The sequence below is a fragment of the Polyangium fumosum genome, from assembly GCF_005144585.1.
Lineage (GTDB): Bacteria > Myxococcota_A > Polyangia > Polyangiales > Polyangiaceae > Polyangium > Polyangium fumosum.
Genome location: NZ_SSMQ01000037.1, coordinates 38,611 through 62,097 on the forward strand (window position 1 = coordinate 38,611; position 23,487 = coordinate 62,097).

16 protein-coding genes are annotated in these 23,487 nt (G+C 68.4%); 6 read left to right on the forward strand and 10 right to left on the reverse strand.

Translation table 11 applies throughout. The annotated features are described in order from the left end of the window. Window positions 1-20: 20 nt before the first annotated feature. A complete protein-coding gene (locus E8A74_RS30045) occupies window positions 21-413 on the reverse strand; it encodes a DUF3592 domain-containing protein (RefSeq protein WP_136932535.1) in 393 nt (130 codons plus the stop codon). 9 nt (window positions 414-422) lie between these two features. Beyond that, the gene (locus tag E8A74_RS30050) at window positions 423-1,970 is read right to left on the reverse strand and encodes a phytoene desaturase family protein (RefSeq protein WP_136932536.1); all 1,548 of its coding nucleotides are present in this window, start codon (window positions 1,968-1,970) and stop codon (window positions 423-425) included. A 149-nt stretch (window positions 1,971-2,119) separates the two neighbouring features. On the opposite strand from E8A74_RS30050, the gene E8A74_RS30055 reads away from it, so the two are divergent. Both E8A74_RS30055 and E8A74_RS30060 read left to right on the forward strand, forming a co-directional pair. After that, complete coding sequence (locus E8A74_RS30055; RefSeq protein ID WP_136932537.1) at window positions 2,120-3,379, forward strand: TRAP transporter small permease; 1,260 nt, start codon at window positions 2,120-2,122, stop codon at window positions 3,377-3,379. After that, window positions 3,376-5,037: a TRAP transporter large permease gene (locus E8A74_RS30060; RefSeq protein ID WP_136932538.1), complete on the forward strand. Its 1,662-nt coding sequence runs from the start codon at window positions 3,376-3,378 to the stop codon at window positions 5,035-5,037. Before E8A74_RS30055 ends, E8A74_RS30060 begins: the two co-directional genes overlap by 4 nt. 869 nt (window positions 5,038-5,906) lie before the next feature. Here E8A74_RS30060 and E8A74_RS30065 read toward each other — a convergent pair. The 6 genes from E8A74_RS30065 to E8A74_RS30090 form a co-directional block, all read right to left on the reverse strand. Next, on the reverse strand, window positions 5,907-6,833 hold the full coding sequence (locus E8A74_RS30065; RefSeq protein ID WP_136932539.1) for a TRAP transporter TatT component family protein: 927 nt from the start codon (window positions 6,831-6,833) through the stop codon (window positions 5,907-5,909). A gap of 42 nt (window positions 6,834-6,875) precedes the next feature. After that, complete coding sequence (locus E8A74_RS30070; RefSeq protein ID WP_136932540.1) at window positions 6,876-8,945, reverse strand: bifunctional aldolase/short-chain dehydrogenase; 2,070 nt, start codon at window positions 8,943-8,945, stop codon at window positions 6,876-6,878. Between the two features lie 119 nt (window positions 8,946-9,064). Next, window positions 9,065-10,375: an adenosylhomocysteinase gene (ahcY, locus tag E8A74_RS30075; protein WP_136932541.1), complete on the reverse strand. Its 1,311-nt coding sequence runs from the start codon at window positions 10,373-10,375 to the stop codon at window positions 9,065-9,067. Beyond that, window positions 10,372-11,421, reverse strand: a complete 1,050-nt coding sequence (locus E8A74_RS30080; RefSeq protein ID WP_136932542.1) for a methyltransferase — start codon at window positions 11,419-11,421, stop codon at window positions 10,372-10,374. The genes ahcY and E8A74_RS30080 overlap by 4 nt, the downstream gene beginning before the upstream one ends. Before the next feature lie 125 nt (window positions 11,422-11,546). Then, window positions 11,547-12,830: a M16 family metallopeptidase gene (locus tag E8A74_RS30085; protein ID WP_136932543.1), complete on the reverse strand. Its 1,284-nt coding sequence runs from the start codon at window positions 12,828-12,830 to the stop codon at window positions 11,547-11,549. 35 nt (window positions 12,831-12,865) lie between these two features. Then, window positions 12,866-14,644 (reverse strand): peptidylprolyl isomerase, encoded by a 1,779-nt coding sequence (locus E8A74_RS30090; RefSeq protein WP_136932544.1) that lies wholly within the window; start codon window positions 14,642-14,644, stop codon window positions 12,866-12,868. Window positions 14,645-14,812: 168 nt separating this feature from the next. On the opposite strand from E8A74_RS30090, the gene E8A74_RS30095 reads away from it, so the two are divergent. The 4 genes from E8A74_RS30095 (at window position 14,813) to E8A74_RS30110 (ending at window position 18,272) form a co-directional block, all read left to right on the forward strand. Then, complete coding sequence (locus E8A74_RS30095) at window positions 14,813-15,319, forward strand: hypothetical protein (protein ID WP_136932545.1); 507 nt, start codon at window positions 14,813-14,815, stop codon at window positions 15,317-15,319. A gap of 120 nt (window positions 15,320-15,439) precedes the next feature. Then, window positions 15,440-15,775 carry a PilZ domain-containing protein gene (locus tag E8A74_RS30100; RefSeq protein ID WP_170229479.1) on the forward strand — a complete coding sequence of 112 codons (336 nt, stop codon included), beginning with the start codon at window positions 15,440-15,442 and terminating at the stop codon, window positions 15,773-15,775. Between the two features lie 26 nt (window positions 15,776-15,801). Next, entirely contained in the window at window positions 15,802-16,230 is a 429-nt protein-coding gene (locus E8A74_RS30105; protein ID WP_136932547.1) for a hypothetical protein, read from the forward strand. Continuing rightward, window positions 16,227-18,272 (forward strand): ATP-dependent DNA helicase, encoded by a 2,046-nt coding sequence (locus E8A74_RS30110; RefSeq protein WP_232379811.1) that lies wholly within the window; start codon window positions 16,227-16,229, stop codon window positions 18,270-18,272. The genes E8A74_RS30105 and E8A74_RS30110 overlap by 4 nt, the downstream gene beginning before the upstream one ends. Here the strand turns inward: E8A74_RS30110 and E8A74_RS30115 are convergent. Further along, the gene (locus tag E8A74_RS30115) at window positions 18,269-20,551 is read right to left on the reverse strand and encodes a CapA family protein (RefSeq protein WP_136932548.1); all 2,283 of its coding nucleotides are present in this window, start codon (window positions 20,549-20,551) and stop codon (window positions 18,269-18,271) included. The two genes, E8A74_RS30110 and E8A74_RS30115, sit on opposite strands and share 4 nt — an antisense overlap. A 258-nt stretch (window positions 20,552-20,809) precedes the next feature. Continuing rightward, window positions 20,810-23,380: a phenylalanine--tRNA ligase subunit beta gene (gene pheT, locus E8A74_RS30120; RefSeq protein WP_136932549.1), complete on the reverse strand. Its 2,571-nt coding sequence runs from the start codon at window positions 23,378-23,380 to the stop codon at window positions 20,810-20,812. Between the last annotated feature and the right edge of the window lie 107 nt (window positions 23,381-23,487).

Sequence of the window (23,487 nt, forward strand, 5' to 3'; positions counted from 1 at the left end):
TTGTTTTCTGATGGGGACGTCTAGGTCACGAGCGCCTGGACGAGCGCGGCGACGCCGAGCAGCGCGGCGAACGCGAGCCACACGAGCCCCGGTCCCCAGATCTGCGCGGACGCGTTTCGCCGCGCGCGCTGAGGATCACGCGGGTCGTAGAGCACGGGCACCTCCGCGCCGATGCGCGCTTCGTCGCCGGCTTTTTGCGTCCGCTCGACGACCTCGATGTCGAGCCCGTCCTCCGTCCGAAAGCGAAGCTTCAGCGATGGATCGTCGTCGTCCGGCTCGGGGGATGTGTTCGCGACGACGCGCGCCGTCGCGATCTTGCCCACGCGCACGAGCCGAGCGGCGCGCACGATCTCGACGAGAGCTGCGAGCGCGGAGATCCCTGCGGCGAGGGAGATGCCGACGGGCGAGAACACGACGCGAGTTTAGCCGAGGTCTTTGATCACGGCCGCGGCGGCGTTGTGCCCCGCGGCGCCGATCACCGCGCCGGCCGGGTGCGCGCCTGCGCTCGCGAGATACAGGCCGGGGACGCCGAAGCGATACGGCATGCGTTCGTCGAAGCCGTAGCTGTTGTCCACGTGGTGGATGTGGCCGTACGTGATTCCGAAGTGTCGCTCGATTCCCTTCGGCGACAGCGCGAACGTGTCCTCCACGAGATCGCTCGTGCCGGGCGCGAAGCGATCGCAGATCGAGAGGAGCTGCTTCACGTAGCCCGGGAGCGCGTCGTCCCAGGAGCGGCCGCCTTCGAGCTCGTAGGGCACCCATTGCACGAAGAGCGCGGCGTTGTGGCGGCCCTCTGCGTCGCGCAGCGAGCCGTCGACGGCCGTGTGGATGTACCACTCCATCGACGGGAACTCCGGCAGGCGGCCCGCCATCGCGTCCGCGTGTGCTTTGCGCAGCGACGCGAGCACCTCGTGCTCGTCGGGCAGGAGGTGGATCGTCGCGCCGTACTGTCCACGATCCTCGGGCAAACACGTGAACGTCGGCAGCTTTCGCAGCGCCATGTTCACCTTCATCGTCGTGCCCGGCCGCTGCACCTCGTCGAGGCGCTGCGAGAGCGCCACGGGGAGACGATCCTTCCCGACGAGCCCGCGCGTCCGGTAGGGATCCGCGTTCGACACGACGACCTTCGTCGCGATTCGCGATCCGTCCTCCAGGAGCACGCCGCTCACCGCGCCGTCCGTCACCTCGATCGACGCGACCTTCACGCCTTCGCGAATCACCGCGCCCTCGGCGCGCGCCTTCGCTGCGAGCCTCTGCGACACCGTGCCCATGCCGCCTTCGACGACCATCCACGTCCCGTCGGCGCCGGGCAGGCGGCACATGTTGTGGATGAGGAAGTTCATGCCCGTGCCGGGCGAGTCGTAGCCGCCCGAGAGCCCGGAAAAACCGTCGGTCACGGCGTACATCGCCTTGATGAGATCACTGCGGAACCCGAAGCGATCGAGGTAGTCGCTCACCGGGCCGCGGCAGAGATCGACGAACGCCTTGCGCAGCGCGGGCCGCACGTACCGCTCGGCCGTCTGCTCCAGCGAGAGCGGCTCTTCGAGCCACGTCGGCGCGATGTCGTCGCGCATCGCCGACAGCTCCTCGTTCAGCGCGACGTTCGCGTTCCCGTCCGCCTCCGAGAAAAACTCCGTGATTTGCCGGCGCATCGACGCCGTGTCGGATCCGAAGAGCAGGGAGCGGTTGTCCCTCGTTGGAAGGAAGTAGTGAGGATCACGCCGTTTCATGGGCAGATCGACGCCGAGCTTGGCGACGAGCTCCGGCGGGATCAGGCCGAGCAGGTACGCGCCGGTCGAGATGCCGAGCTTCGGGGCGCGGGAAAACGGGAACTCGGTTTTCGTCGCGCCGCCGAGGGTAGGTTTTTCTTCCAGGACCAGAACACGGAGGTTCTTCCGGGCGAGCAGGATGGCCGCCGCGAGGCCGTTGTGCCCGGCCCCCACGATCACGACGTCGGCGCGCTGTTCCATGGGGATCTCGTTAGCCCGCGTGCTCCCGTTTGTCCACGCATCACGGGGCGGCGGAGCCCTGGATCCAGACAGGGAAAACTATCTTACGCACAGCGTCGAAGCGTTCGCCGCCGTTTACCGGGGCTTCATGAAACCGTTAATGTCGCGCCATGGCAGGCGAACGCGACGACGAAGGCCAGGGCGAAGCGACGAAGGACCCGGCCGCGAGCAAAGAACCCAGCGAGACCGAGGCTTCGGAAGGCCCGAAGGACGGCGACGCGGGCGAGACGTCGGCGCGTGACGAGGGCTCGAAGACGAACGTGGAGCCGCCGCGCGCGGGCGCCGCGTGGGCGCGGCCGTTCGTGCGGATCGAGCGAGCGCTCACGTGGTTCGAATCGCGCATGGTCTTCCTGGTCCTGCTCGCGCTCGTGCTCGCGCTCGTCTCATGGATCTCGCTGCGCGGCATGGCCGCGCCGGTGCAAGCGGACAACGCCGCCGGGACGGTGTTTCGTGGGCTTCTCGGCGCGGCGCTCCTCGGCGCTCTGGCGCGCTTCGGGACGGCGCGCGCGAAGATCCACGACGAGACGAAGCGCGCGATCGTGACGGTCGTCGCGATGACCATCGGCGCCGCGATCGCGCCGGCGTGGCGCAAGGTCGGCGTCGAACATTTCGACGCGATCCTGAACTGGTTGCAAGAGGGATCGGCGCTCACGCTCGTCGGCGGCCTGCGCGGCGTCGCCACGCGTCTGACGTTGCTCGTCGCGCTCATCGGCGCGTCGCTCGCGGCGGCGCGCTCGAAGCACATCAACATCGACGTCGTCCTGCGCTTCATGCAGCCGAAGCTCCGCCCCTTCGTGCACATCGCGGGCGCCCTCGCGACCGCCGCTGTCTGCTTCACCGCGGGGTTCGGCTTCTTCGACTACATCTCGATCGAGGGCTTTGGCCAGCGCAAGGACGCGCTCCTCGCGGAGAAGGTCTCGGGCGTCGCGCGCACCTCGTCGTTGCACCTCTTCGTTCTGCGCAAGCAAATGGCGCTCGATCTGCGGGCGATGCCTTCCGTCGTCTTCCAGGGCGTCCGCTGGGACGATCCTTCACGCATGAACGGTCGCGCATGGAACGCATGGCTCGACGAGGCGGGCTTCGCTGAGCGGTTCACGGCGGAGGAGCTCGCGAGCATGAAGGCGCAGCCTGGCGCTGAGGACGAGCCGCGTATCGCGATCGTGAATCTGCCGAACGAGAGCGCGCGCGGCCTGCTCGTCCACGACTTGAACCTCGTGTGGCTCTTCGGGCTCTGGATGATCGGCCTGCGCGTGCTCCTTCGCGCGCTGCTCGTCGCGTCCGGCCATGCCTCTGTCGAGCCGGACGCTGAAGAGCCGGACGAAGACGACGCCTCGAGCGCGCCGGCGGCGGCGGGGGAGGGGGCGCGATGAAATCCTGGGTGATCGTCATCCTCCTCCTCACGCTCGTGGGGATGCCGCTCTTCGCCGTGATGGGCGGCATCTCCGTCCTGTCGTGGCTCGGCTCGGATCTGCCCGATCAGCGCTTCGTGCGGTTCATCGCGGCGAACGTGCTCGAGGACAAATTCTCGAGCTCGCCGATCCTCGTCACGATCCCGCTCTTCACGTTCGTCGGCTACTTGATGGCCGAGTCGAAGACGCCCGATCGGATCGTGCGCGCGGCGTCGGCGGTGCTCGGGTGGATGCCTGGCGGCCTCGCGATCGTGTGCATCGTGGCGAGCGCGTTCTTCACGACGCTCACCGGTGGCAGCGGCGTCACGATCGTCGCCATCGGCGGCCTGCTTTATCCGGCGCTCCGCCGTCAGGGTTATTCGGAGAAGTTCACGCTCGGGCTCGTCACGACGGCGGGCGCGATGGGCTTGCTCTTCTTCCCGAGCCCGCTCGTGATGGTCTACGCGTTCATCGCGGGTGTCGACGTCACGCGCGCCTACAAGGCCACGTTCCCCCCGGGCCTCCTGCTCATGGTGCTGCTCTGCGGCTATGCGTTCTGGGAGGGGCTCCGCTCGGGGATCCCGCGCGCACGCTTCGATCTCGACGAGGTAGGCAAGTCCATCTGGCACGTGAAATGGGAACTCGCGACGCCGCTGCTCGTGGCGCTCGGCCTCGTGACGGGGCTCATGGAGCTCGACGAGAGTGCTGCTGCGGCGGCTGTCTACACGCTCCTCGTGGAGGTCTTCGTTTACAAGGACCTCACGTGGCGCAAGGTCGTCAAGGTCGCGCGGGACGCGATGACGCTGTCCGGCGCGATCATCCTCATCCTCGCCATGGCCACGGCCATGACGAACTACATCATCCAGGAGCGTATTCCGCAGGCGATCCTGGAGTGGTTCACGGCGCGCGGCATGAACGCGGCGTGGCAGTTCATCCTCGTCCTCAACGTCTTCCTGTTCATCCTCGGCATGCTGATGGATGCGTTCAGCGCGCTGCTCGTGGCGCTGCCGCTCCTCATTCCGCTCGCCGCGACGTTCCAGGTGAACCCCTTCCACCTCGCGGTGATGTTCCTCCTGAACCTCGAGATCGCCTACGTGACCCCGCCTGTGGGGCTCAACTTGTTCATCTCGAGCTTCCGCTTCTCGCGGCCGATCGTCGATGTCTATCGCGTGGTCTTGCCCTTCGTCGCGCTGCTTGCGCTGGGGCTTGGCCTCGTGATCGTCGTGCCGTCCCTATCGAGCTTCACGATTGCGGGCGACATCGCGGAGGCGCGGGCGCAGGCTGCGCAGGACGGGGTCGCGCCGCGCGAGGCGTGGCTGCTCGAGTGCGTGCAGGAGGACACGAACAACCTCAAGCCCTGCTCCAAGGAAGACATCTCGAAGTGGGGCGCAGACGGGCTCGGGATCGCGGCGAAGGAAGCCAAGAAGCCAAAGCCCACGGGTGACGTCGTGCCTGCGATGGACAGCGGCCCGGACGCGGGCGCGGATGCGGGCAAGGACGAGATGGATGATCTCCTGAAGCAGATGCTCGGCAGCGGCGACGCGGACGCGGGAGCGCCCGACGCGGAGGCGCCGAAGGCTGCGGATCCGATGGACGATCTGCTGAAGGAGATGCTCGAAGCGGGGAAAGACGGCGGCTGACGCTCTCCCCAGCCGTTGTGTTTCCGGGGCTCCGCCCCGGTCCCCGCGAGGGGCTGTCCGCCCCCTCGACCCCGGACCAGCCAGGGGCTGGACCCAGGATTGAAAAACTGCGCGATGCGCAGTTTTTCAAGCAGGCCCGGTTGAAGAGGCGGGGTGCCAGCAGGATAGAGAGCGCGACTGTTTCAGTTGGCAGGGGCGCCGCCAGTCTTGCCACACCCTGATTCCGTTCGGCATCGTCTGCGCCCCACCTGCGTATGCACGCCCGTCACGATTGCACGCCCCCGCCCCCGCACGGCAAAGCCCTCCCGCACGAATGCATCCCTCCACCCCGCCACGGCACATCAAGCACGTGTGACGGCACACCCCCGTCCCATGAACGCACACTCGCCCGACCCCAAGGCAGCCCATCGACGTGTGGTGGCACACGTCAACCCCATGGAGGCACGCGCCGACCGCAGGAATGCAGCGCGCCGACGTGCAAATGCACACACTCGCTCCGCCGCGGCAGACGTTCCCGTCACGAAGGCACAAGGCCGCCCCGCGCATGCACACGGAGCCCGGGGCTCCGCCCCAGACCCCGCGAGGGGCTGTCCGCCCCCTCGACCCCGGACCAGCGAGGCGCTGGACCCAAGCTCGATGAACTGCGCGATGCGCAGTTCATCGAACAGGCCGGGTCAAGACCAGCAACGGCGTTGCCCACCAAGACCGCCGCGTGGCGGGCTCGGCTGGCGCCCCGGCTCCTTCGTCGGCCTGTTTGAAAACCTGCGCATCGCGCAGGTTTTCAACCCTGGGTCCAGCCCCTGGCTGGTCCGGGTCCAGGGGTGGACAACCCCTGGTCGGGGCCCGGGGTGAAACCCCGGCGCAACGCTTCAGAACCCGCACTCGCGCATGCGCACCTTGCCGAGGTACCGCATGGCGCGGCGCTTCGCGACCACGTTTGCCAGGCGTTGCTCGGGGAGCACGTCGCCGGCTTCGACGACGGCGGTCAGCGCTTTTACGTAGCTGTCCTTGTCGCCCTTCAGGCAATGGTATTTCCCGGCGTACTGCACCTGCGTCAGGAGCATCTTGCCGCCGTGGATCGCGAGTGCTTGGTCGAAGTGCTTCTTCGCGTCGTCGAGCTCGGCCATCGCGGTGCGCGCGTGGTAGGCGCCGAGGATCGTGTGACCGTTGCCGTACATGAACTTGGGATCGAGCGCGACGGCGCGTTCCATCAGCGCGACGCCGATCCATAGATCGCCGACGGCGGCTGCGTCGTCTTTCAGGATGTTCGTCTTGCTGATCCAGGCGTAACCGGCCCAGAAGAGGGCGGGGGTGTCGCGCTCGGCGTCCGTGAACTGCGCGGTGTAGGCGCGCATCGCGTCGTCGTTCTTGCGCGCGGCCTCGAAGCCCGGGTGATAGATCTCGAGGAGCTTAAGCCCGTACTGGAGGCCGCGGTCGTAGCCCGCGGCTGCGCGGTTTTTCAGGTACAGATAACGCGGACCTTCGAGACCTTCGGCGTCTTCGGCGTCTTCGAGCTCGTCCTCGATGAAGGCGAACGTGGCGCTCGTCCAGGTCTTGACGAGCGCGAAGAGCGCGTCCTCGTTGTCCGGGGCGAGGTAGTGCATGCCCTCGAACTGGCCGATGCCGTTGAACGCGACGACCTTCGCGATCTCGTAGTCGGTCAGCGTGTCGATCGCGGCCGAGGCTGTGGACGTGGCCTCGATCTGGCCTTCGAGGAACATCTTTTTGATGCACCCCGTGCTGGCGAGGGAGAGGGCGGAGAGCGCGAGGACGGAGAGGGTTTGGAGGGGACGCACGACGCGGATGGTACGTCGTCCTCCCGGCTCCGTTCAATCGAACTACCGCGGGAATGCCGCTGCGTTTCCCCCGTCGACCGTGATGACGCAGCCTGTCGTCGCCTCGGCTGTGGCGAGGTACAGGAAGGCTTGCGCCACGTCGGCTGCGGTGGTTTCGCGCCGGAGCAGGTTTGCCCGGAAATATTCATCCACGCCGACACCCCGGGCGCGCGCGCGGGCTTCGAGCATGCCGCCGCCGAAGATGCCCGTGCGGATTCGATCGGCGTTCACGGCGTTCGCGCGGATGTTGTGGGGCGCGAGATCCACAGCGTACTGGCGTGTGAGTGCGATGAGGGCGGCCTTGGGGATGGCGTAGGGGCCGAAGTCCGGGCCCTGGTTGAAGGCGCTCTTCGACGCGTTGAAGAGCAGGACGCCGCCTGCGCCTTGCTGGATCAGGATGTCGGCGGCGAACCGCGCCACGTTCTGGTGGCCGAGCAGGTTCACCTCCAGCGAGGCGCGCAGCGCGCTGTCGCCTTGTTCCCCGTGGATGGGCCCTTCGAAGGCCGTGCCTGCGTTCGAGACGACCACGTCGAGCCCGCCGAAGCGCAGCGTTGCCTTGCGGATCGCCGCGCGCACGTCGTCCTTCGAGGTCACGTCGCAGGGCAGCAGGAACACCCGATCGTCGTGGGCGTCGACGAGGGGCTTCGCGGCGCGGGCGAGGGCTGCCTCGTCTCGGTCCGTGAGCGTCACGTGTGCGCCTGCGGCGAGCAGCGCGTGGGCCGTGGCGAAGCCGATCCCGGAGGCCGCGCCCGTCACGAATGCGACGTGCCGATCGAGCGGCTTGCCCTGGCCTGCGCTCTTCTTCAGCTTCGCCTGCTCCAGGCTCCAGTACTCCACGTCGAAGATGTCGAGCTCGCTCGCGGGCTCGTAGCCTGCGTTTGCCGTGGCCTGCTCGATCACGCCCGTCGTGTGCTCGTAGATGTCGGCCACGATCTCGGCGTCCTTGCGCGTCTTGCCCACCGTGAACGCGCCGAGGCCCTCGATGAGCAGCACACGCGGCCACGGGTCGAGCTCGCGCCTGTCGCCGGGGCGCGCGGCCGCGCAGCGGCGGAAGTAGTCCTTGTAGTCCTCGGCGTAGGCCGTGATCGCGGCGTCGAGCGTGGCCTTCGTCTTGTTCCGATCTTCGGGCGAGAGCGGCGGCAGGAGCAGCGGCTTTGGCTTCGTGCGCAGCACGTGGTCGGGCGTGGCCGGACCCTTCTGCGTGATCTCTTCGAGATCGTCGCGATCGCAGAACGAGACCATCTGCGGGCTCATGCGGAACGAGCAGATCCAGCGCTCGCCGGAGGCGCGGGCGAGGGCGCCGCGGATCATCGGCGCGAGGCGCGCGCAGGCGTCGGGCGAGGGGCTCGAGATCGTGCGCCGCGAGATCGGCTTGGCCTCTTCGACCCAGCGCTCGGCGCGCGTCACGTTCGTGATCATGCGCTCGTAGCTCTCCATCGCGTTCTCGCCCCACGTGAAGATCCCGTGCTTGTCGAGGATCATCACGTTCGGCTCGCGGCCTGCGCGGGTGAGCGCGCGGAAGAGGTCCGCGACCTTCTTCGCCAGCGCGAAGCCGGGCATCACGTAGGGGATGAAGAGCACGCGGTCGCCGAAGACCTCGCGCACGAGCTGCTTCGAGCCCGGCTGATCGACGATGGCGAGTACCGCGTCGGCGTGCGTGTGGTCGATGTACTTGAAGGGCAGGTACGCGTGCAGCAGCGCTTCGACGGAGGGCGTCGGCGCGCTCGGCTCGAGCATGTGCGAGCGGAGGAGCGAGACCATCTGCTCGTCGGTCATGCTCGGCAGCTCGCAGAGACGGCGGAGCTGCGCGAGCCGGCAGGCGGGGAAGCCCTCGGGCTCGATCGCGCCGAGATCCCAGCCGCTGCCTTTCACGTAGAGCACGTCGGTCGTGTCGCCGACGAGCTCGGTCACCCGCGTCTTGACGGACGTGTTGCCGCCGCCGTGTAGGACGAGGTCTGGCTCCTGGCCGAGCAGGCGCGACGTGTAGACGCGCAAGGCGAGATCCTCGCCCCAGCGAGGGCCATACGTCTCGACGAACTGGGCGGCGTCTGCGGCGCGGTACCGTGATTCCACGGCGCGTTCATACCACGGGAAAGAGGCGGGACGAACGAGGTCGGGTCGGGGGGAGCCGGGCCCGATCGAACGGACAAACCGCGGCGCGCCTCGGAAAGGGCGCGCCGCGGCGGGCTCCGTCAGTACCGGTAGTTCTCGGGCTTGAAGGGGCCCTCGACGGACACGCCGATGTAGTCGGCTTGGTCCTTCGTGAGCTGCGTCAGCTCGACGCCGAGCTTGGCGAGGTGCAGCGCGGCCACCTTCTCGTCGAGCTTCTTCGGCAGGAGGTGCACGCCGAGCGGATACTTCTCGGTCCAGAGCGCGATCTGGGCGAGGACCTGGTTCGAGAACGAGGTCGACATCACGAACGACGGGTGGCCCGTGGCGCAGCCGAGGTTCACGAGCCGGCCGCGGGCGAGCACGATGAGGCGCTTGCCGTCGGGGAAGACGAAGTGGTCGACCTGCGGCTTGATGTTCTCCTCTTTGATCTCGGGGTTCGTCTCCAGCCAGGCGATCTGGATCTCGGAGTCGAAGTGGCCGATGTTGCAGAGGATCGCCTCGTCCTTCATCCGCAGCATGTGCTCGCCGCGGACGACGTCCTTGCAGCCCGTCGCGGTCACGAAGATGTCACCGACGTGCGCGACCGCGTCGAGCGTGCGTACCTCATAGCCCTCCATCGCGGCCTGGAGCGCGCAGATCGGGTCGATCTCCGTCACGATCACGCGCGCGCCGAGCCCGCGCAGCGACTGCGCGCAGCCCTTGCCCACGTCGCCGTAGCCGCAGACGACCGCGACCTTGCCCGCGAACATCACGTCCGTCGCGCGCTTGATGCCGTCGCCGAGCGACTCGCGGCAGCCGTAGAGGTTGTCGAACTTCGACTTCGTGACGGAGTTGTTCACGTTGAACGAAGGCACGCGGAGCAGGCCCTTGCGGTGCATGTCGTAGAGCCGGTTCACGCCCGTCGTGGTCTCCTCGCTGATGCCGCGGACCGGATCCGCGCCTTCGAAGAGCAGCGGATACTTCTCGTGGACCATCGTCGTGAGGTCACCGCCGTCGTCGAGGATCATGTTCGGGCCTTTGCCGCCCTCGAACGCGAAGAGCTGCTGCTCGATGCACCAGTCGTACTCTTCGAGCGTCTCGCCCTTCCAGGCGTAGACGGGCACGCCCGTCGCCGCGATCGCCGCGGCCGCGTGATCCTGCGTCGAGTAGATGTTGCAGCTCGTCCAGGTCACCTCGGCGCCGAGCTCGCGCAAGGTCTCGATCAGGACCGCGGTCTGGATGGTCATGTGCAGGCAGCCTGCGATGCGGGCGCCGGCGAGGGGCTTCTGCTTGCCGTACTCGGCGCGCAGCGCCATGAGGCCGGGCATCTCCTTCTCGGCGATGCGGATCTCCTTGCGGCCCCAGTCGGCGAGGCTGAGATCGGCGACCTTGAAGCGGGGTTTTTCGCTCATCGTGTCCTCTTGCTGTTCTCGGCGGTCCCTTGCGTTTCCTCGCTGTGCCGACCGACCAGTAGCTGCCAGACGAGGTGCCTGTCCGGGCCGTCCCCCTGCCAGGCGCGGGGGAGACGGCGAATCGTCACGTCCACGAGACCCGCATCGACGGCCATCCGCCGCAGCGTCTCGGGATCGAAGCCTTGCCAGAGATCGGCCTCCTGCTCGCAGAGGGCCTGATCGTCGTGCGCCTCGTAGTCGAGGACGCAGACCGCGCCGCCGCTCGGCCGCGCGAGGTGCATGAGCGCGGCCATCGCGCGCGCGGGCTTGGGCGCGTGGTGCAGGACGCGCGCGGCGAAGACCACGTCCGCGCCGCCGGCTTCACCGGCCCGCGACATGACGCGTTCGCGCAGATCGGGCGCGTCGTACTCGCCCTGCACGAGCTCCACGTTCGTGAGCTCGCGCCGCCGGATGCGCTCCTCCGCGAGCGCGAGCTGCGCTTCGGCGCGATCCACCGCGATGACGTGCGCGAAGAGCGGCGAGAGCACTTCGAGCAGCGCGCCGTCGCCCGTGCCCACGTCGACCGCGAGCGCGCGATGCGGCAGGAGCGGCGCGAGCGCGGTGAGGTACGCGCCGAGCTCGAGCGGCGGCCCCGGTCGGAGCGGCCTCCCTGCGCGCGCGAAAAACTCGCGGGTCGCGGCGTCGCGCCCGGCGATCACCTCGCCGATCCGCTCCATCGTCCCGTCGGCCTCGCAGGCCGCGGTCCCGGCCCGCACGGCGTCGGCCACGACCGGATCCGTCGCGGCTCCCGGCGAGAGCCGGAGCAGCGTCCACGTGCCTTGCTTGCGCGCGAGGAGAAGCCCTGCGTCCCGGAGCGCTGCTGCGTGGCGCGAGATCTTCGGCTGGCCTTCCCGGAGCAGCTCCGACAGCTCCCCGACGCCGAGCTCCTCGGCCGCTGCCAGCGCGAGCAGCCGCGGGCGCACCGGATCCGCGAGGAGCCGGTAGAGCTCCCACCGGCTCGCGGCGTCTGAAGGCAGACGCCCGCTCGGGCCCGTCGGATCGTGCATCACGTTTCTTGCTATATGCGTTCATGCGCATGCATGCAAGAAGCTTCTGTCTCGGCCTACTGCTTCAATAATCACTTCAATAACAAGGCCCGTATCCGCCCCTGTCGCGCCTCCGTTTGGGTGCGTTATCCCCCAAATCCCTTGACGGCCCGCTCCATCCGCCCCTCTTCCGCGCGGCTGAGCAGGCCCACTGCGACCGTGCTCATCCGCTCGGGACGGAAAACGCGCTGCGCGGCATCCCGCACGTCGGCGATCGTGACGCTCGCGAGCTCCTCGTGCCGGGCCATCGGCGTCCGCGCGATGCTCGCGAAGGCGGCGAGGCCGTAGAAGCTCGCCAAGCCGTCGGCGTCGTCGAGCATCGCCTCGACGGACCAGAGGTGACGGTTCTTCGCTTTGTCGAGCTCCTCGGGCGTCGGCCCGTGCGACGCGAGCTCGTGGACAAGGGCAAAAATCTCCTTCAGCACCACGGTCGCGCGCTCGTGCGCCGCGCCCGCGGCGATGTCGACGACGCCGTCGTCCTCGTACGCCTCGAACATGCCCGAGACGTCGTAACAGAGGCCGAGCCGGTCGCAGATGCGCTCGTAGAGGCGCGTCGACATGCCGTCGTCGAGCACGCGCAGGAGCATCTCCACGCTCGGCTCGAGCTTGTCTTTTTCGCTCACCGCGCGGAACGCGACGCGCAACTCCGTCTGGCTCGATTGGTTCTCGACGAACGAGAAGCGCGGCTTCTTCTGGCCGTTCGGCGGGGGGGCCGCGCTGATGCGGCTTCCCTTGGGCATGCTGGCGAAGGCGCGCTCGGCCGCCTTGATCACGCGATCCGGATCGAGGTTGCCCGAGAGGCAGAGCACCGCGTTCGACGTCGTGTAGTGCCGCGCGTGGTGCGCGCGAAGCATCGCGTCGTCAAAGACCGCGAGCGTGTCGAGGCCGCCCGTGATCGTGTAGCCGAGCGGGTGATCCTGATACATCAAGGCGCGCGCGAGGTTGTCGGCGTCGATGATCCGACCATCGTCGTCGAGATCCTCGAGGATCTCCTCGCGCACGATCCCGCGCTCGATCTCGAGATCGGAGAAACGCGGCTCCGTCGTCACCTCACCGAGCAGGGAGATCACCTGTTCGAAGTTCCGCGGCGGCACGGAGATGCTCATCACGCCGTGATCCACGTACGTCGCGGCGTAGAGCGTTCCGCCGAGCCGCTCGAACGCGAGGGCCTGGGCGTGGGCCGAGGGGAGATCCTTCGTCCCCCGGAAGACCATGTGCTCCAGGAAGTGCGAGATCCCGTTCGTCTTGGAGGTTTCGAAGCGGGATCCCGTGCGCAGGAAGAGCGCCGCGACCGCGCGGTGCACGCTCGGCTGCGGGACGATGACGAGAGGAAGTCCGTTCGGGAGGACGAGGTCGTGGTGGAGCAGCATCCGCCCTCACGAATGATGCATTCAGAGCCGTTCCGCTACTCGCCCAGGTCCTCGCCGCCTTCCTTGGGCGGCTTCGCTTCCGTCGTGAACTCTGCGCCGCCGAACTTGATCTCCGTTCCGAGCGTGTTGCGCAGGCGCGAGATGTAGGCGACGAGCGCGTCTTCCTGCTTCTCCTCGCGGAACTGGGCCATGAACATCGCGCGGTCCTTCTCCCACTCCTCCTTCGAGGCGGGCTTTTTCTCCTTCAGGACCATCACGGCGTAGCCGTTGAAGAGCTGGACGATCTCGTCCGCGGCATCACCCGGCTTCTCCAGCTTGAAGGCCTGCGTCGCGGCGTTCGAGCCCGGCATCATGCCGGGGATCGGGCTGCCCGAGGCGTTGAAGGGGAGGCTCGACTCCACGATGGGGCGCTGCGGGTGCTTGCGCACGGGCGACTCGGCCGCGGCCTCGTCCTTCGCCTCGTCCTTCTTGTCGCCTTTTTTCTCGTCCTTCTTCGCCTTGTCGTCCTTCTTCTCGTCCTTCTTGGCGAGCTTCGCCTCGAGCTCGGAGAGGTAGGTCTCGACGGCCTGGTCGAGCGTCTTGCCGCCCTTCACCGCGGCGAGGATCGTCTTCGCGGCCTCGGCCGTCAGGCGCTCGGTCTCGAACTTGAGGTAGAGGTCCTCGTCGACCTCGGCGCGGCCCACGGCCTCGGCTTCGAGGTCCTTCGCGACCTTGTCGACGAGCACGAGGTGATAGCCGAACTCGCTCTCGACGATGTCCGTCACCTTGCCGGGCTCGGCCTTGAGCATCGCGTCCTCGAAGGGCTTGACCATCTTGCCCTTCGTCACGCAGCCGAGCAGGCCGCCGCGCTCAGCGCTGCCGTCCTCGCTCATCGCGCGCGCCACGTCCGCAAAACGCTCGCCCTTGTCGAGCCGCGCCTTCGCCTGCTCGATCTTCTCCTTGGCCTTCGCCTTCGCGTCCGCGGGGTCGGCGTTGTCCTGATCGATCTTCGCGAGGATGTGGCGGGTCACGCGGCACTCGGGCAGGTACGAGGACTTGCGCGAGTTCCACGTGCGCTCCTCCTCCTCCTTGTTCAGCGCGACCCACGCGTCGATCGCCTTCTGCGACTTGTCGGCCACGAGATCCGCGAAGAAGCGTTTGTCGAGGCGGACGTAGGAGACGGAGGCCGTCGACTTGTCCTGGTTGTACCGCGCGAACGCCTCGGCCTCGCCCACGACCGCGCGCGAGCGCACGAGCTCACGCATGCGCGCCGCGACGATCTCTTCCTTCTGGTACTCGCGGAACTCCTGCGGGCTCATCTTGGCGACCATGCGGACCTCGCGCTCATATGCTTTGAGGTCGAACTTTCCGGTCTGCCGATTCTTGACGTTCAGGTAGCGGATCATCGGGCCGCCGAGGTTCATGTACGCGGCGCCGCGCGGATCGACCACGCGGCCGTCGGGCATCATGACGGGCGCGAGCGGCATCGAGACGTGCATCCGGCCCGAGGTGAGCTCGGCGTTGAGCTCGTCCTCCGAGATCGTGATCCCGAGCCGCTTCGCGTCCTCGTTGAGGAGCTGTCGCTCGACCAGGCCTTCGGCCGTGATCTTGCGGAGGTTGCGCTGCCGCATCCACTCCTGGTCGGCGCCGCGTGGGGCGAGCATGCGATACGAGGCCCAGAAATGGCCCGACGAGATGCAGGTCCCGCGGATCTCCACGGCGCACCTCGCAGACTCGACCATCTGCTGCCCTGCGTTCGGCCGGAACTGGACGATGAAGACGAGGGCGATGGCGATGACGGCGAAGCCGCCCAGGATGCTTGTCAACTTGTTCACGTGCTCGAGCTCCGCATCCGGCGTGGCGAGGGTCAGAAGCCTCGCAGGGGATCAACCGAGGCCCCGGCATAGCACGACTTCATGAGGGAGGCGCTGGGGGAGAAGGCTTCCTTTGCCCGCGTCGAACGGCTCGACCGCCCGGCGCGTGATGAGTAAGCTCCGGGTCCCATGGCCACACCGAAAAACATGCTGCCGGATTGCGGGCTCTACCTGACGTCGCAGCCGCTTCCGGGCAACGAGCAGAAGGTCCCTGCCAACACGATCGTGTATTTCCACAATCACTCGGACAGCGGCCTTCCTCAGGTCATCGCGCCCGACCACAACATCCACAACCGCTGGCATTTCCACGGCCCGGGCATCGAGTTCCGCGGGCTGAACTGGGCGGGCACGTTGAAGAAGCTCACGCCCGAAGGGTTTTACACGCTGCGCCGCGAGCTCACCTTCGAAGGCGGCTCCTGGCCGAAGGGCGCGATCGTCCAGCTCGGCTACACCCGCGAGGGTGACCCGATCCTGTTCATCGGCCGTGTCCGATCGCGCCTCGAAGAGAACGACCTCTTCTTCTCGGACAAAGGCCTCAAGCTGAAGCGTGATCAGCTCAACGTCCTCGAGCCGGCCCCCGTGTTCCAGGAGCCCGACGACGGCTCGAGCGGCCACGCCCCGAACGCCACGCATTGAGCCTCGGGCGGACCCAACCGGAAAAGCCGTACGTCGGCTGACAACACGAGGCTCGCTGCTACGCTCCCGAGCCTCGTGAAACGCCGCTCTTTGACGCCGACCACGTGCGCTCCTCCCACCATGGCCAAGCTCGGGCGTCGCGCCTCGACGCGCCGCCCGTTCACCGAACGGGTCGTGTTTCGTCGCGGAGAGCGGGAGGTGCACGGCTTCGCGCTCAACATCAGCCTGGGTGGGTTGCGCGCGATTCTCGATGAGCCAGTGGGGCTCGGCGACTGCTTCGAGGTGAGCCTTGGCGAAGAGGGCTCGCGATCGGGGCGGGTCGTCTGGATCCAGGAGGAGCTCGGCGGCGCAATCGTGGGCCTTGCGTTCCTCGACGTGGCGACCGCGGCGCGCGAGGCCGAGCCGCCTCTTGACGTCTCTTCACGAAGTTGCGAGCCTTGGGCCCGGTCCAAATAATCTGGGGGGCCCGGAACGATCGGACGATGCCGACGCCGGCCGAAGTCAAAAAAGCTTTGATCGCCGCAGGGTTCGAGGTGTACCGCACGCGCGGTGACGTCGTGCACGTCGCCGAGCGCGCGCGGGAGAACCTCATCATGGACTCGGGCGTGCGGGTACACGCGACCGAGGTCGCGGTGAGCCTCGTGCTGCGTGCACAGCGCACCGATTTCCCGCACGACCCGGACGACGACATGTTCGAGCGCGCGCGCGGGCTCGGCGTCGCCGCGCGGGAACGCGGGTATCTCGAGGTCGGGACGCAGGTCACGCGCCTGCCGGATCCGAGCGACGAAGAACGCACGCTCGATAGCTGGTTCGAGGTCTCCTTCGAGAAGCGCGTGGCGGGGCTCGACGAGGCGATGGCCGAGGTCGGCTTCGCGCTCTCGCTCGAGAAGGCGGCGTCGCGGTCGTCGTGAGCGACGACGACGACGACGTCGAGGCCGACGAAGGGCAAGAAGAGCCAGCGAGGGAAGGGCGTTCGCGTCGGCTCCTCGGGCCGAGCGGGCCGCTCGCGCGGGCGTTCGAGGGCTACGAGGATCGCGAGGGGCAGCTCGCGATGGCCGACGCGGTGGAGCGCGCGCTCGACGAGGATCGCGTGCTGCTCTGCGAGGCGGGCACGGGTACGGGCAAGACGCTCGCGTACCTCGTCCCGGCGATCCTGAGCGGGCGCAAGGTCGTGATCTCCACGGCGACGAAGGCGCTCGAAGAGCAGATCTTTGCGAAGGATCTGCCGCTCGTGGCCGAGTACCTCGGTCTGCGCGTGTCGGCCGCGCTCGTGAAGGGGCTCGGGAACTACCTCTGCCTGCGGCGCCTCGACGAGCTGCGGACGAGCCCCGAGGCGAACCACGACGCGGGCGTGATGCGCTCGCTGCCGGTCGTGGAGGCGTGGGCGCGCGAGACCGAGGTCGGTGACCTCTCGGAGCTCGTCACGCTCGCCGAGTCGGATCCGATCCGGCGCGAGGTGTGCTCGTCGAGCGAGACGCGCATCGGCTCGGCGTGCCCGTTTTTCGAAAAGTGCTTCGTCACGCGCATGAAACGCGAGGCCGAAGAGGCGCGCGTGCTCGTGGTGAACCATCACCTCTTCTTCGCAGATCTCTCGCTCAAGCTCGGCCGCGGCAACGTCCCCGGCGCGGGCGCGTTGCCTCCGTACGACGCGGTGATTTTCGACGAGGCGCACGAGCTCGAGGACATCGCGACCGAGTTTTTTGGGACGCGCATCTCGGGATCGCGCGTCGACTCGATGCTGCGGGACGCCGATCGCGCCTTCATCGCGAGCGGGCTCGCCGATCGGATCCTCGGGCGAGGGGAGGGGACCGCGATCGTGGCGATCGTGCGCGAGGCAGCGGATCGATTTTTCGCGGCGGTCGCGCGGGTCGCCGGCGAGGCCGCGCGCGAGGGACGCGTGGAGCTCAAGCGCGAGGTGTGGGCGGGCGAGCTCGTGAATGCGTATCACCACTTCGACGAGGCGCTCGAAGCGCTCGCGGGGTACGCGTCGGCGCACGCGATCACGGAGGCGGTCGCGCTCGTCGGCACGCGGGCGGAGACGCTGCGCGCAGACGCGGCGAAGATCGTGGATGGCAAGTCGAACCAGGTGACGTGGGTCGAGGTGCGCGCGCGCTCCGTGTCGGTGGGCGCGTCGGCTGTGGACGTCGGCTGGTTGTTTCGCGAAGGCGTCTTCGAGCGGATCGGCGGCGTGGTGCTGACGAGCGCGACGATGACCGCAAAAGCAGGGGATTTCAGGTTTTTGCGCACGCGCCTCGGCCTCGACGAGCGCGTCACGGTGCCGGTCGACGAGCTCGTCGTGCCGTCGCCGTTCGACTACGCGTCGCGCGCGCTGCTCTACACGCCGCGGGATCTGCCGGAGGCTTCGGAGCCTGCGTTCCTCGCGGCGTCGGCGGATCGGATCGTGGAGCTCGTCGACATCGTGGGCGGCGGCGCGTTCGTTCTTTGCACCTCCAACCGTTCCATGGTCGCGCTCGGCCGCGCGCTCGCGGGCCGGGTGCCGGGGCCGCTCATGGTGCAGGGGCAGGCGCCGAAGCGGATGCTGCTCTCGAAGTTCCGCGCCGCGCACCACGCGGTCCTCGTGGCCACGATGAGCTTCTGGGAGGGCGTGGACGTGCCGGGGGATGCGCTTCGGCTCGTGGTGATCGACAAGATCCCGTTCGCCGTGCCCACGGATCCCGTGGTCGTCGCGCGATCGCAGGCGATCGAGCAGGCGGGGCACTCCCCGTTCGCGACGTACACCGTGCCGCAGGCGGCGATCACGCTGAAGCAGGGGTTCGGCCGGCTGATACGGACGCGGCAGGATCGGGGGATCGTGACGATCCTCGATCGACGGGTGCGGACGCGTGGCTACGGCGCGCTCTTGCTCGACGGGTTGCCGCCGGCCGCGCGCACCGAGCGCATCGACGAGGTGAAGGCTTTTTGGGCGAGGATCCTGGCGGAGGATTCTGCCTAGAGCGCGGTGAACGTGCGGTGCCCGAGCGTGACGCCGAGCGAGGAGACGCCCGCGGCCACGTTGGTGAAGCGCACGTGGCTCCAGTTGTTCGGCGCGGGGATCTCGAAGCCGTTCAAGGCGTAGATTGAGCTCTTCTCCCAGCGGATGAGGCTGAAGTCGTCGATGAAGATCCGCGCCTCGCCCGTCGCCGGGGGCGAGGTCCTGAAGTAGAAGCGCGCGCTTGTCGCGTTCGAGGCGGCCGTGACGTTCACGATGAACTGCGTCCAGCCGTATGTGCTCGCGCTCTTCGTGTACGAGTCCGTCGTGCTCAGCGTTGTGCCGCTGTCGCTGTACATGCGCGTCGTGAGCGTGAAGGGGCCCGCGTTGTCGCCGCGGATCCAGCCCGTGATCGTGAGCTTCGAGCCGCCGGGGAAGGACACGCGGTTGTTGTTGTAGACCGTGATCTCCGTCGCGTTCGACGCGTTCCGCAGCATCACGAGCGCGCCCATACCGCTGCGCACGACGCTGTTCTCCACGTAGCGGACCGTGCTCTGGTCCCACGCCGCGCCCTCGCTGAAATCGCCGTCGACGTCGAGGTCCTCGAAGTCCCCGTTGATGAGCAGCTCGCGGCCCCACTCGACCGTCGCGCTCGCGCTCGACTTCACGTACGAGAGCGAGTCCGAAGGCGCGTTCCGTGCGAACGCGATGGGCCCGGTCGTCTGGCTCGTGACGGCCGCGTTGAGCGATTGGTTCGTCGTCGAGGTCGTGTACTGCGAGGTCGAGCGGAGCGCGACGATGCGGTGCCCCGTGGGGAACACGACGGCGCCGGAGAGCCCGTCCGCGATGTTCTGGCCGGCCGGGCTCTTCGGCAGGTGCGTCGAGAGGTGCCCGAAATGCCGCCCCATGCGCGCGAGCCCGTCGCCCGCGACGAGCTTCGGCACGTAGCCCTCGATGCTGATCGGGATCAGATCCAGCCGCGCGACGTCGAAGCCGCCGCCCGCGAGCACGTCGACGTCCGCGATCGCGAGGATCGACTGGAAGGTTTCGTGGACGTCCTGATCGAAGACGAAGTTGCCGAGGGACATCAGCACGAAGCGCGGCGTCCCGCCCACGTTCACGAGGCCGATGCCCTGCGCGGTGTGCGTGTGGTGGGCGACGACCATCCCGGCGCCCCGGTTCGCGAGCGAGATGAACTTCGAGCGCATCGAGTTCGAGGGGAACTCGCTGTACTCCACGCCGCCGTGGATCATGGGGATCGCGAAGCGCTCGGGCGTCTCGTCGTCGATGAACGCGTTCATGTTCGCGCTCGACGCCTCGAGCGCGCCCGCCTTGTCCGGATCACGGGCGACGAGCAGGTAGTCGAGCTCCGACGAGCCGTCGGAGACGAGCTCGCTGAAGCCGAGCAGCGAGAGCGGCACGCTGTTCAGCGTGCGGAAGATCGTGGTGCCCTCGGCGTTCGTATCGTTCGAGCCCACGCCGCACCAGTCGAGCCCCGCGTTCGAGACGTGGAGCATCGAGTCGGTCACGCCGGTCGTGAGGTAGTCGAAGATGTGGTTGTTCGCGAGGTCGACGCCGTCGATGCCCGCGTACGTGATGCCCGCGAGCGTCTCGGGGTACGAGAAGAACGTGTAGTCCTTGTACGGATGCGGCGTGCTCGTGTCCGAGGTGATCGGGGACTCGAGGTTCACGATCGTGTAGTCCGCCGAGGAGAGGGCGTCGCGCACGTAGGAGAAGATCGCCTGCGCGTCGGCGGCGCGCGTCGCAGGGCGGATGAGGTCGCCCGCCTCGCCTTCGATGCCGTCTGCGTCGAGGTCGGTGAAGCGGCGGCCGAGCATGGTGTCGCCGCCGAAGATCAGGCGCACGCGGCCCGCCTTCGTCGGGTTCATGGAGATCGTGCCGGTGCTCGTGATCGTCTCGCTCGTCGGCCGGTGCAGGTCGACGGGGATGATCTCGCTGTAGTGGCCGGAGGCGGTGATCTTGAGCAGCACGTTCCGGCGCTTGAGGCCCGTGATCGTGAAGCCCCCGGACGCGTTCGTGGTCGCCGTCTTGCCCGCGTTCGTCACGCCGTCGCCCCAGGCGAGGACGGTCACCGTGGCGCCCGTGAGGGCCTGGCCCGCGCGGTTCTTGATCGTGCCGCTCAGGCTGATGGTGGTCTGCGCGTACGTCGTGTCGAACGTCGCTTCGCTCGTGTCGAACTGGTAGGGCTGCGCGTGCGCGACCGTCGGCGCGAAGGCGCTCGTGATGCCGAGGCACACGAGCCCAGCCCGAAGGTGTTTCCCAGTGATGTGGGTCTCCGCCATGGTCCTCCGTCCCGTCCTTGAGGGGTCGACAGGGGACCAGAGAGCGCTCGCGAGGGTGGAAAGGCCAGGTTCGACGCGAGCGCTCGCGGGCCCCGATAGCAAATTTCAGTGTTTTCCGGGTGGACCGAGCCCGTCAATCGTTGCCGGCGAGAACTCTCGTTCAGGGGGCGCCCACGCTACGGCCGCACGCGAAAAGGCATCCGTCCGCACAACGCGGTAGGAATTTTGTGGACGTGCTGCGAGGAGGAGGGACGGAGCTCAGGCGCGGAGCGTGGCGCCGAAGCGGGCGTGGACGGTCTCGAGGACGGACTTGTGTCGCCGGTCGACCTCCTCGTCCGTGAGGGTGCGCGCCTTCTCGGGATCGGTCGCGGCGCGCGGGTCGCGGTAGACGACGTGGAAGGCGAGGGAGCGATGGCCCGCGGGGATGCTACCGCCGCGGAAGAGGTCGAAGACCTCCACGGACTCGCAGAGCTCGCCGCCGGCCTCGCGGATGGCCGTGCCGACCGCGCCCGCCTCGACCTCGTCCGAGACGACGAGCGCGACGTCGCGCGTCGCGGCGGGCAGCGTCGGGATCGGGCGGTACTGCGGCCGCGCCGCGCCGACCTCGCCGAGGGCGCGGAGATCGAGCTCCACGAGGACCGCGGAGCCATCGAGGTCGAGCTTGTCGACGACGTCGGGGTGCAGGACGCCGAACGCGCCGACGACACGCCCCTTCACGAGGATCTGTCCCGCCGCGCGCGGGTGCAGGTACGGCGCGCGCGTCGCCTCGGGCTGGTGCGCGACGTCGGCCTTTTCGTGGGTGACGCGCTCGACGATCTCGAGGGCCACGCCCTTCGCGTCGTACACGTCGACCTCGACCGGTTTTTGCAGCGGCGAGCGACGGTAGCCGGCGAGCACCGCGGCGAACGAGGGGACCTCGTCGGCGAGCGGCGCGCGCGTGGGATCGGCGAGGAAACGTGCGCCGACCGTGAAGATCCGGATGTCGGGGACGCCGTGCCTGCGGGCGCGCCGCACGGCTTCGAGCAGGCCCGGGAGCAGCGACGTGCGCATCACGGAGCGATCCTGCGTGAGCGGGTTCAAGAGGCGGAACGGCGCCGGCGGCAGGCCGAGCGCTTCGATCTCCTCGGCCGAGACGAAGCCGTACGTGATCGCCTCCGAGAGCCCCACGGAGACGGCCGCGCCGCGCACGCGGAGCGAGAGATCAAACGTGTGGCGCGGAGGCTGCGGCCGCAGGGCCGGGAGCACCGTGGGCACGGTGCCGAGGCCACGCACGCGGACGACCTCCTCGACGAGATCCGCCTCGCCAGCGATGTCGGGCCGGTGCGAGGGCGGGATGACGTCGGCGTACGCTTGCTCGCCTTCGCCGTGCGTGCCGCGGACCTCGAACCCGAGGCGCGTCAGGATGTCGGTCGCCTCGGGGAGCGGGACGTCCGTGCCGAGCAGCGCGTTCATGCGCGCGGCGCGCAGGCGCACGGGCTCGCGGGCCGGGATCTTCGCGCCGGCGAGGATCGGCTCGCGCGCCGCCGCGCCGCCCGCGAGCTCCGTGAGAAGCGTGGTCGCATAGGCGAGCGCGTCTTCGAGCGAGCCGTGATCGACGCCGCGCTCGAAGCGGTGGCTCGACTCGGTGTGCATGCCGTGCCTGCGCGCGGTGCGCCGCACGCCGCGCGGCGCGAAGTAGGCGCATTCGAGGAGCACGCGCGTGGTGTTCGCGTGGATCTCGCTGTTCGCGCCGCCCATGATGCCCGCGAGCGCGGTCGGCCCCTCGGCGTCTGCGATGACGAGATCATCCGCGTCGAGCTTGCGACTTTCGCCGTCGAGCGTCTTCAAGGGCTCGCCCGGCGTGGCGCGGCGCACGAGGATCTGGCTGCCGCGCACGTCGTTCAGATCAAACGCGTGCATCGGCTGCCCGTACTCGAGCAGCACGAGGTTCGTCACGTCGACGACGTTCGAGATCGAACGAACGCCGAGGCTCTCCAGCCGGTAGCGCAGCCACGTGGGCGAGGGGCCGATCGTCACGCCGAGCACGAGGCCCGCGCCGTACTGCGGGCAACGCTCGGTGTCGTCGATCCGCACGGACACGTGGCGCGACACGGTCTCGCCCTCGGCGAAACGCGGGGGTTCGGGGGCGGAGCTCCGCTCGCCGGAGCGAAGCCCCCGAGCGTCGACCAACGCCTTCGGCGTGGGCTTTTTCCACGGCAGGTTGAAGAGCGCCGCGATCTCGCGCGCGAGGCCGATGTGGCCGAGCGCGTCCGGACGGTTGGGGGTCAAACCAAGGTGGAGGATGTAGTCGTGCACCTCGGGCATGGCCTCGCGGAGCGGCGTGCCCGGCGCGGCGAGGCCCTTCGGCAGGATCAGGATCCCCGCGTCCTCGTCCTTGCTCGCGACCGCGGAGAGACCAAGCTCGCGCTCGGAGCAGAGCATGCCCTCGCTGATGACGCCGCCGATCTCGCGCGGCGTGAGCGTCATGTTCACGGCCGGCAGGTGCGCGCCGAGGGGCGCGAACGCCACGAGGCCGCCCGGCTCGGGCACGTTCGGCGCGCCGCAGACGATACGTTGCTGGGGGTTCGGGGGCGCAGCTCCGCTTGTCGGAGCGGAGCCCCCGAGCGTCGACGAAACGCCGCGGTTGATCGTGACGAGCTTGAGCTTTGCCCGCGACGGGTGCGGCTCGTAGGCCTTCACCTCGGCCACGACGAGTGTCTTCGTGCCCTCGCCGAACTCGGTGATCGCCTCGACCTCGATCCCGGCGTGCGTCAGTCGCCGCGCGATCTCTTCGGGCGAAGCATCGAGACCGGGGATGAGCTCGCGAATCCAGCGGTAAGAGGCCTTCATGACCCCTGCGGCCTAAAACGCATGAAACGTCCGGTCAAGCTTTCTCGACCGGGGCCACAAAACGGCGAAGGCTCCCTCTTGCGAAGGAGCCTTCGTGTGTCCGGGAC

Excerpts from the sequence above, each read along its gene's own strand:
- E8A74_RS30100 (WP_170229479.1), top strand. The coding sequence starts at position 15,440 with ATGGCCAAGCTCGGGCGTCGCGCCTCGACGCGCCGCCCGTTCACCGAA.
- E8A74_RS30060 (WP_136932538.1), top strand. The coding sequence starts at position 3,376 with ATGAAATCCTGGGTGATCGTCATCCTCCTCCTCACGCTCGTGGGGATG.
- E8A74_RS30095 (WP_136932545.1), top strand. The coding sequence starts at position 14,813 with ATGGCCACACCGAAAAACATGCTGCCGGATTGCGGGCTCTACCTGACG.
- E8A74_RS30080 (WP_136932542.1), bottom strand. The coding sequence starts at position 11,421 with ATGCACGATCCGACGGGCCCGAGCGGGCGTCTGCCTTCAGACGCCGCG.
- E8A74_RS30085 (WP_136932543.1), bottom strand. The coding sequence starts at position 12,830 with ATGCTGCTCCACCACGACCTCGTCCTCCCGAACGGACTTCCTCTCGTC.
- E8A74_RS30105 (WP_136932547.1), top strand. The coding sequence starts at position 15,802 with ATGCCGACGCCGGCCGAAGTCAAAAAAGCTTTGATCGCCGCAGGGTTC.
- pheT (WP_136932549.1), bottom strand. The coding sequence starts at position 23,380 with ATGAAGGCCTCTTACCGCTGGATTCGCGAGCTCATCCCCGGTCTCGAT.
- E8A74_RS30050 (WP_136932536.1), bottom strand. The coding sequence starts at position 1,970 with ATGGAACAGCGCGCCGACGTCGTGATCGTGGGGGCCGGGCACAACGGC.
- E8A74_RS30055 (WP_136932537.1), top strand. The coding sequence starts at position 2,120 with ATGGCAGGCGAACGCGACGACGAAGGCCAGGGCGAAGCGACGAAGGAC.
- ahcY (WP_136932541.1), bottom strand. The coding sequence starts at position 10,375 with ATGAGCGAAAAACCCCGCTTCAAGGTCGCCGATCTCAGCCTCGCCGAC.
- E8A74_RS30115 (WP_136932548.1), bottom strand. The coding sequence starts at position 20,551 with ATGGCGGAGACCCACATCACTGGGAAACACCTTCGGGCTGGGCTCGTG.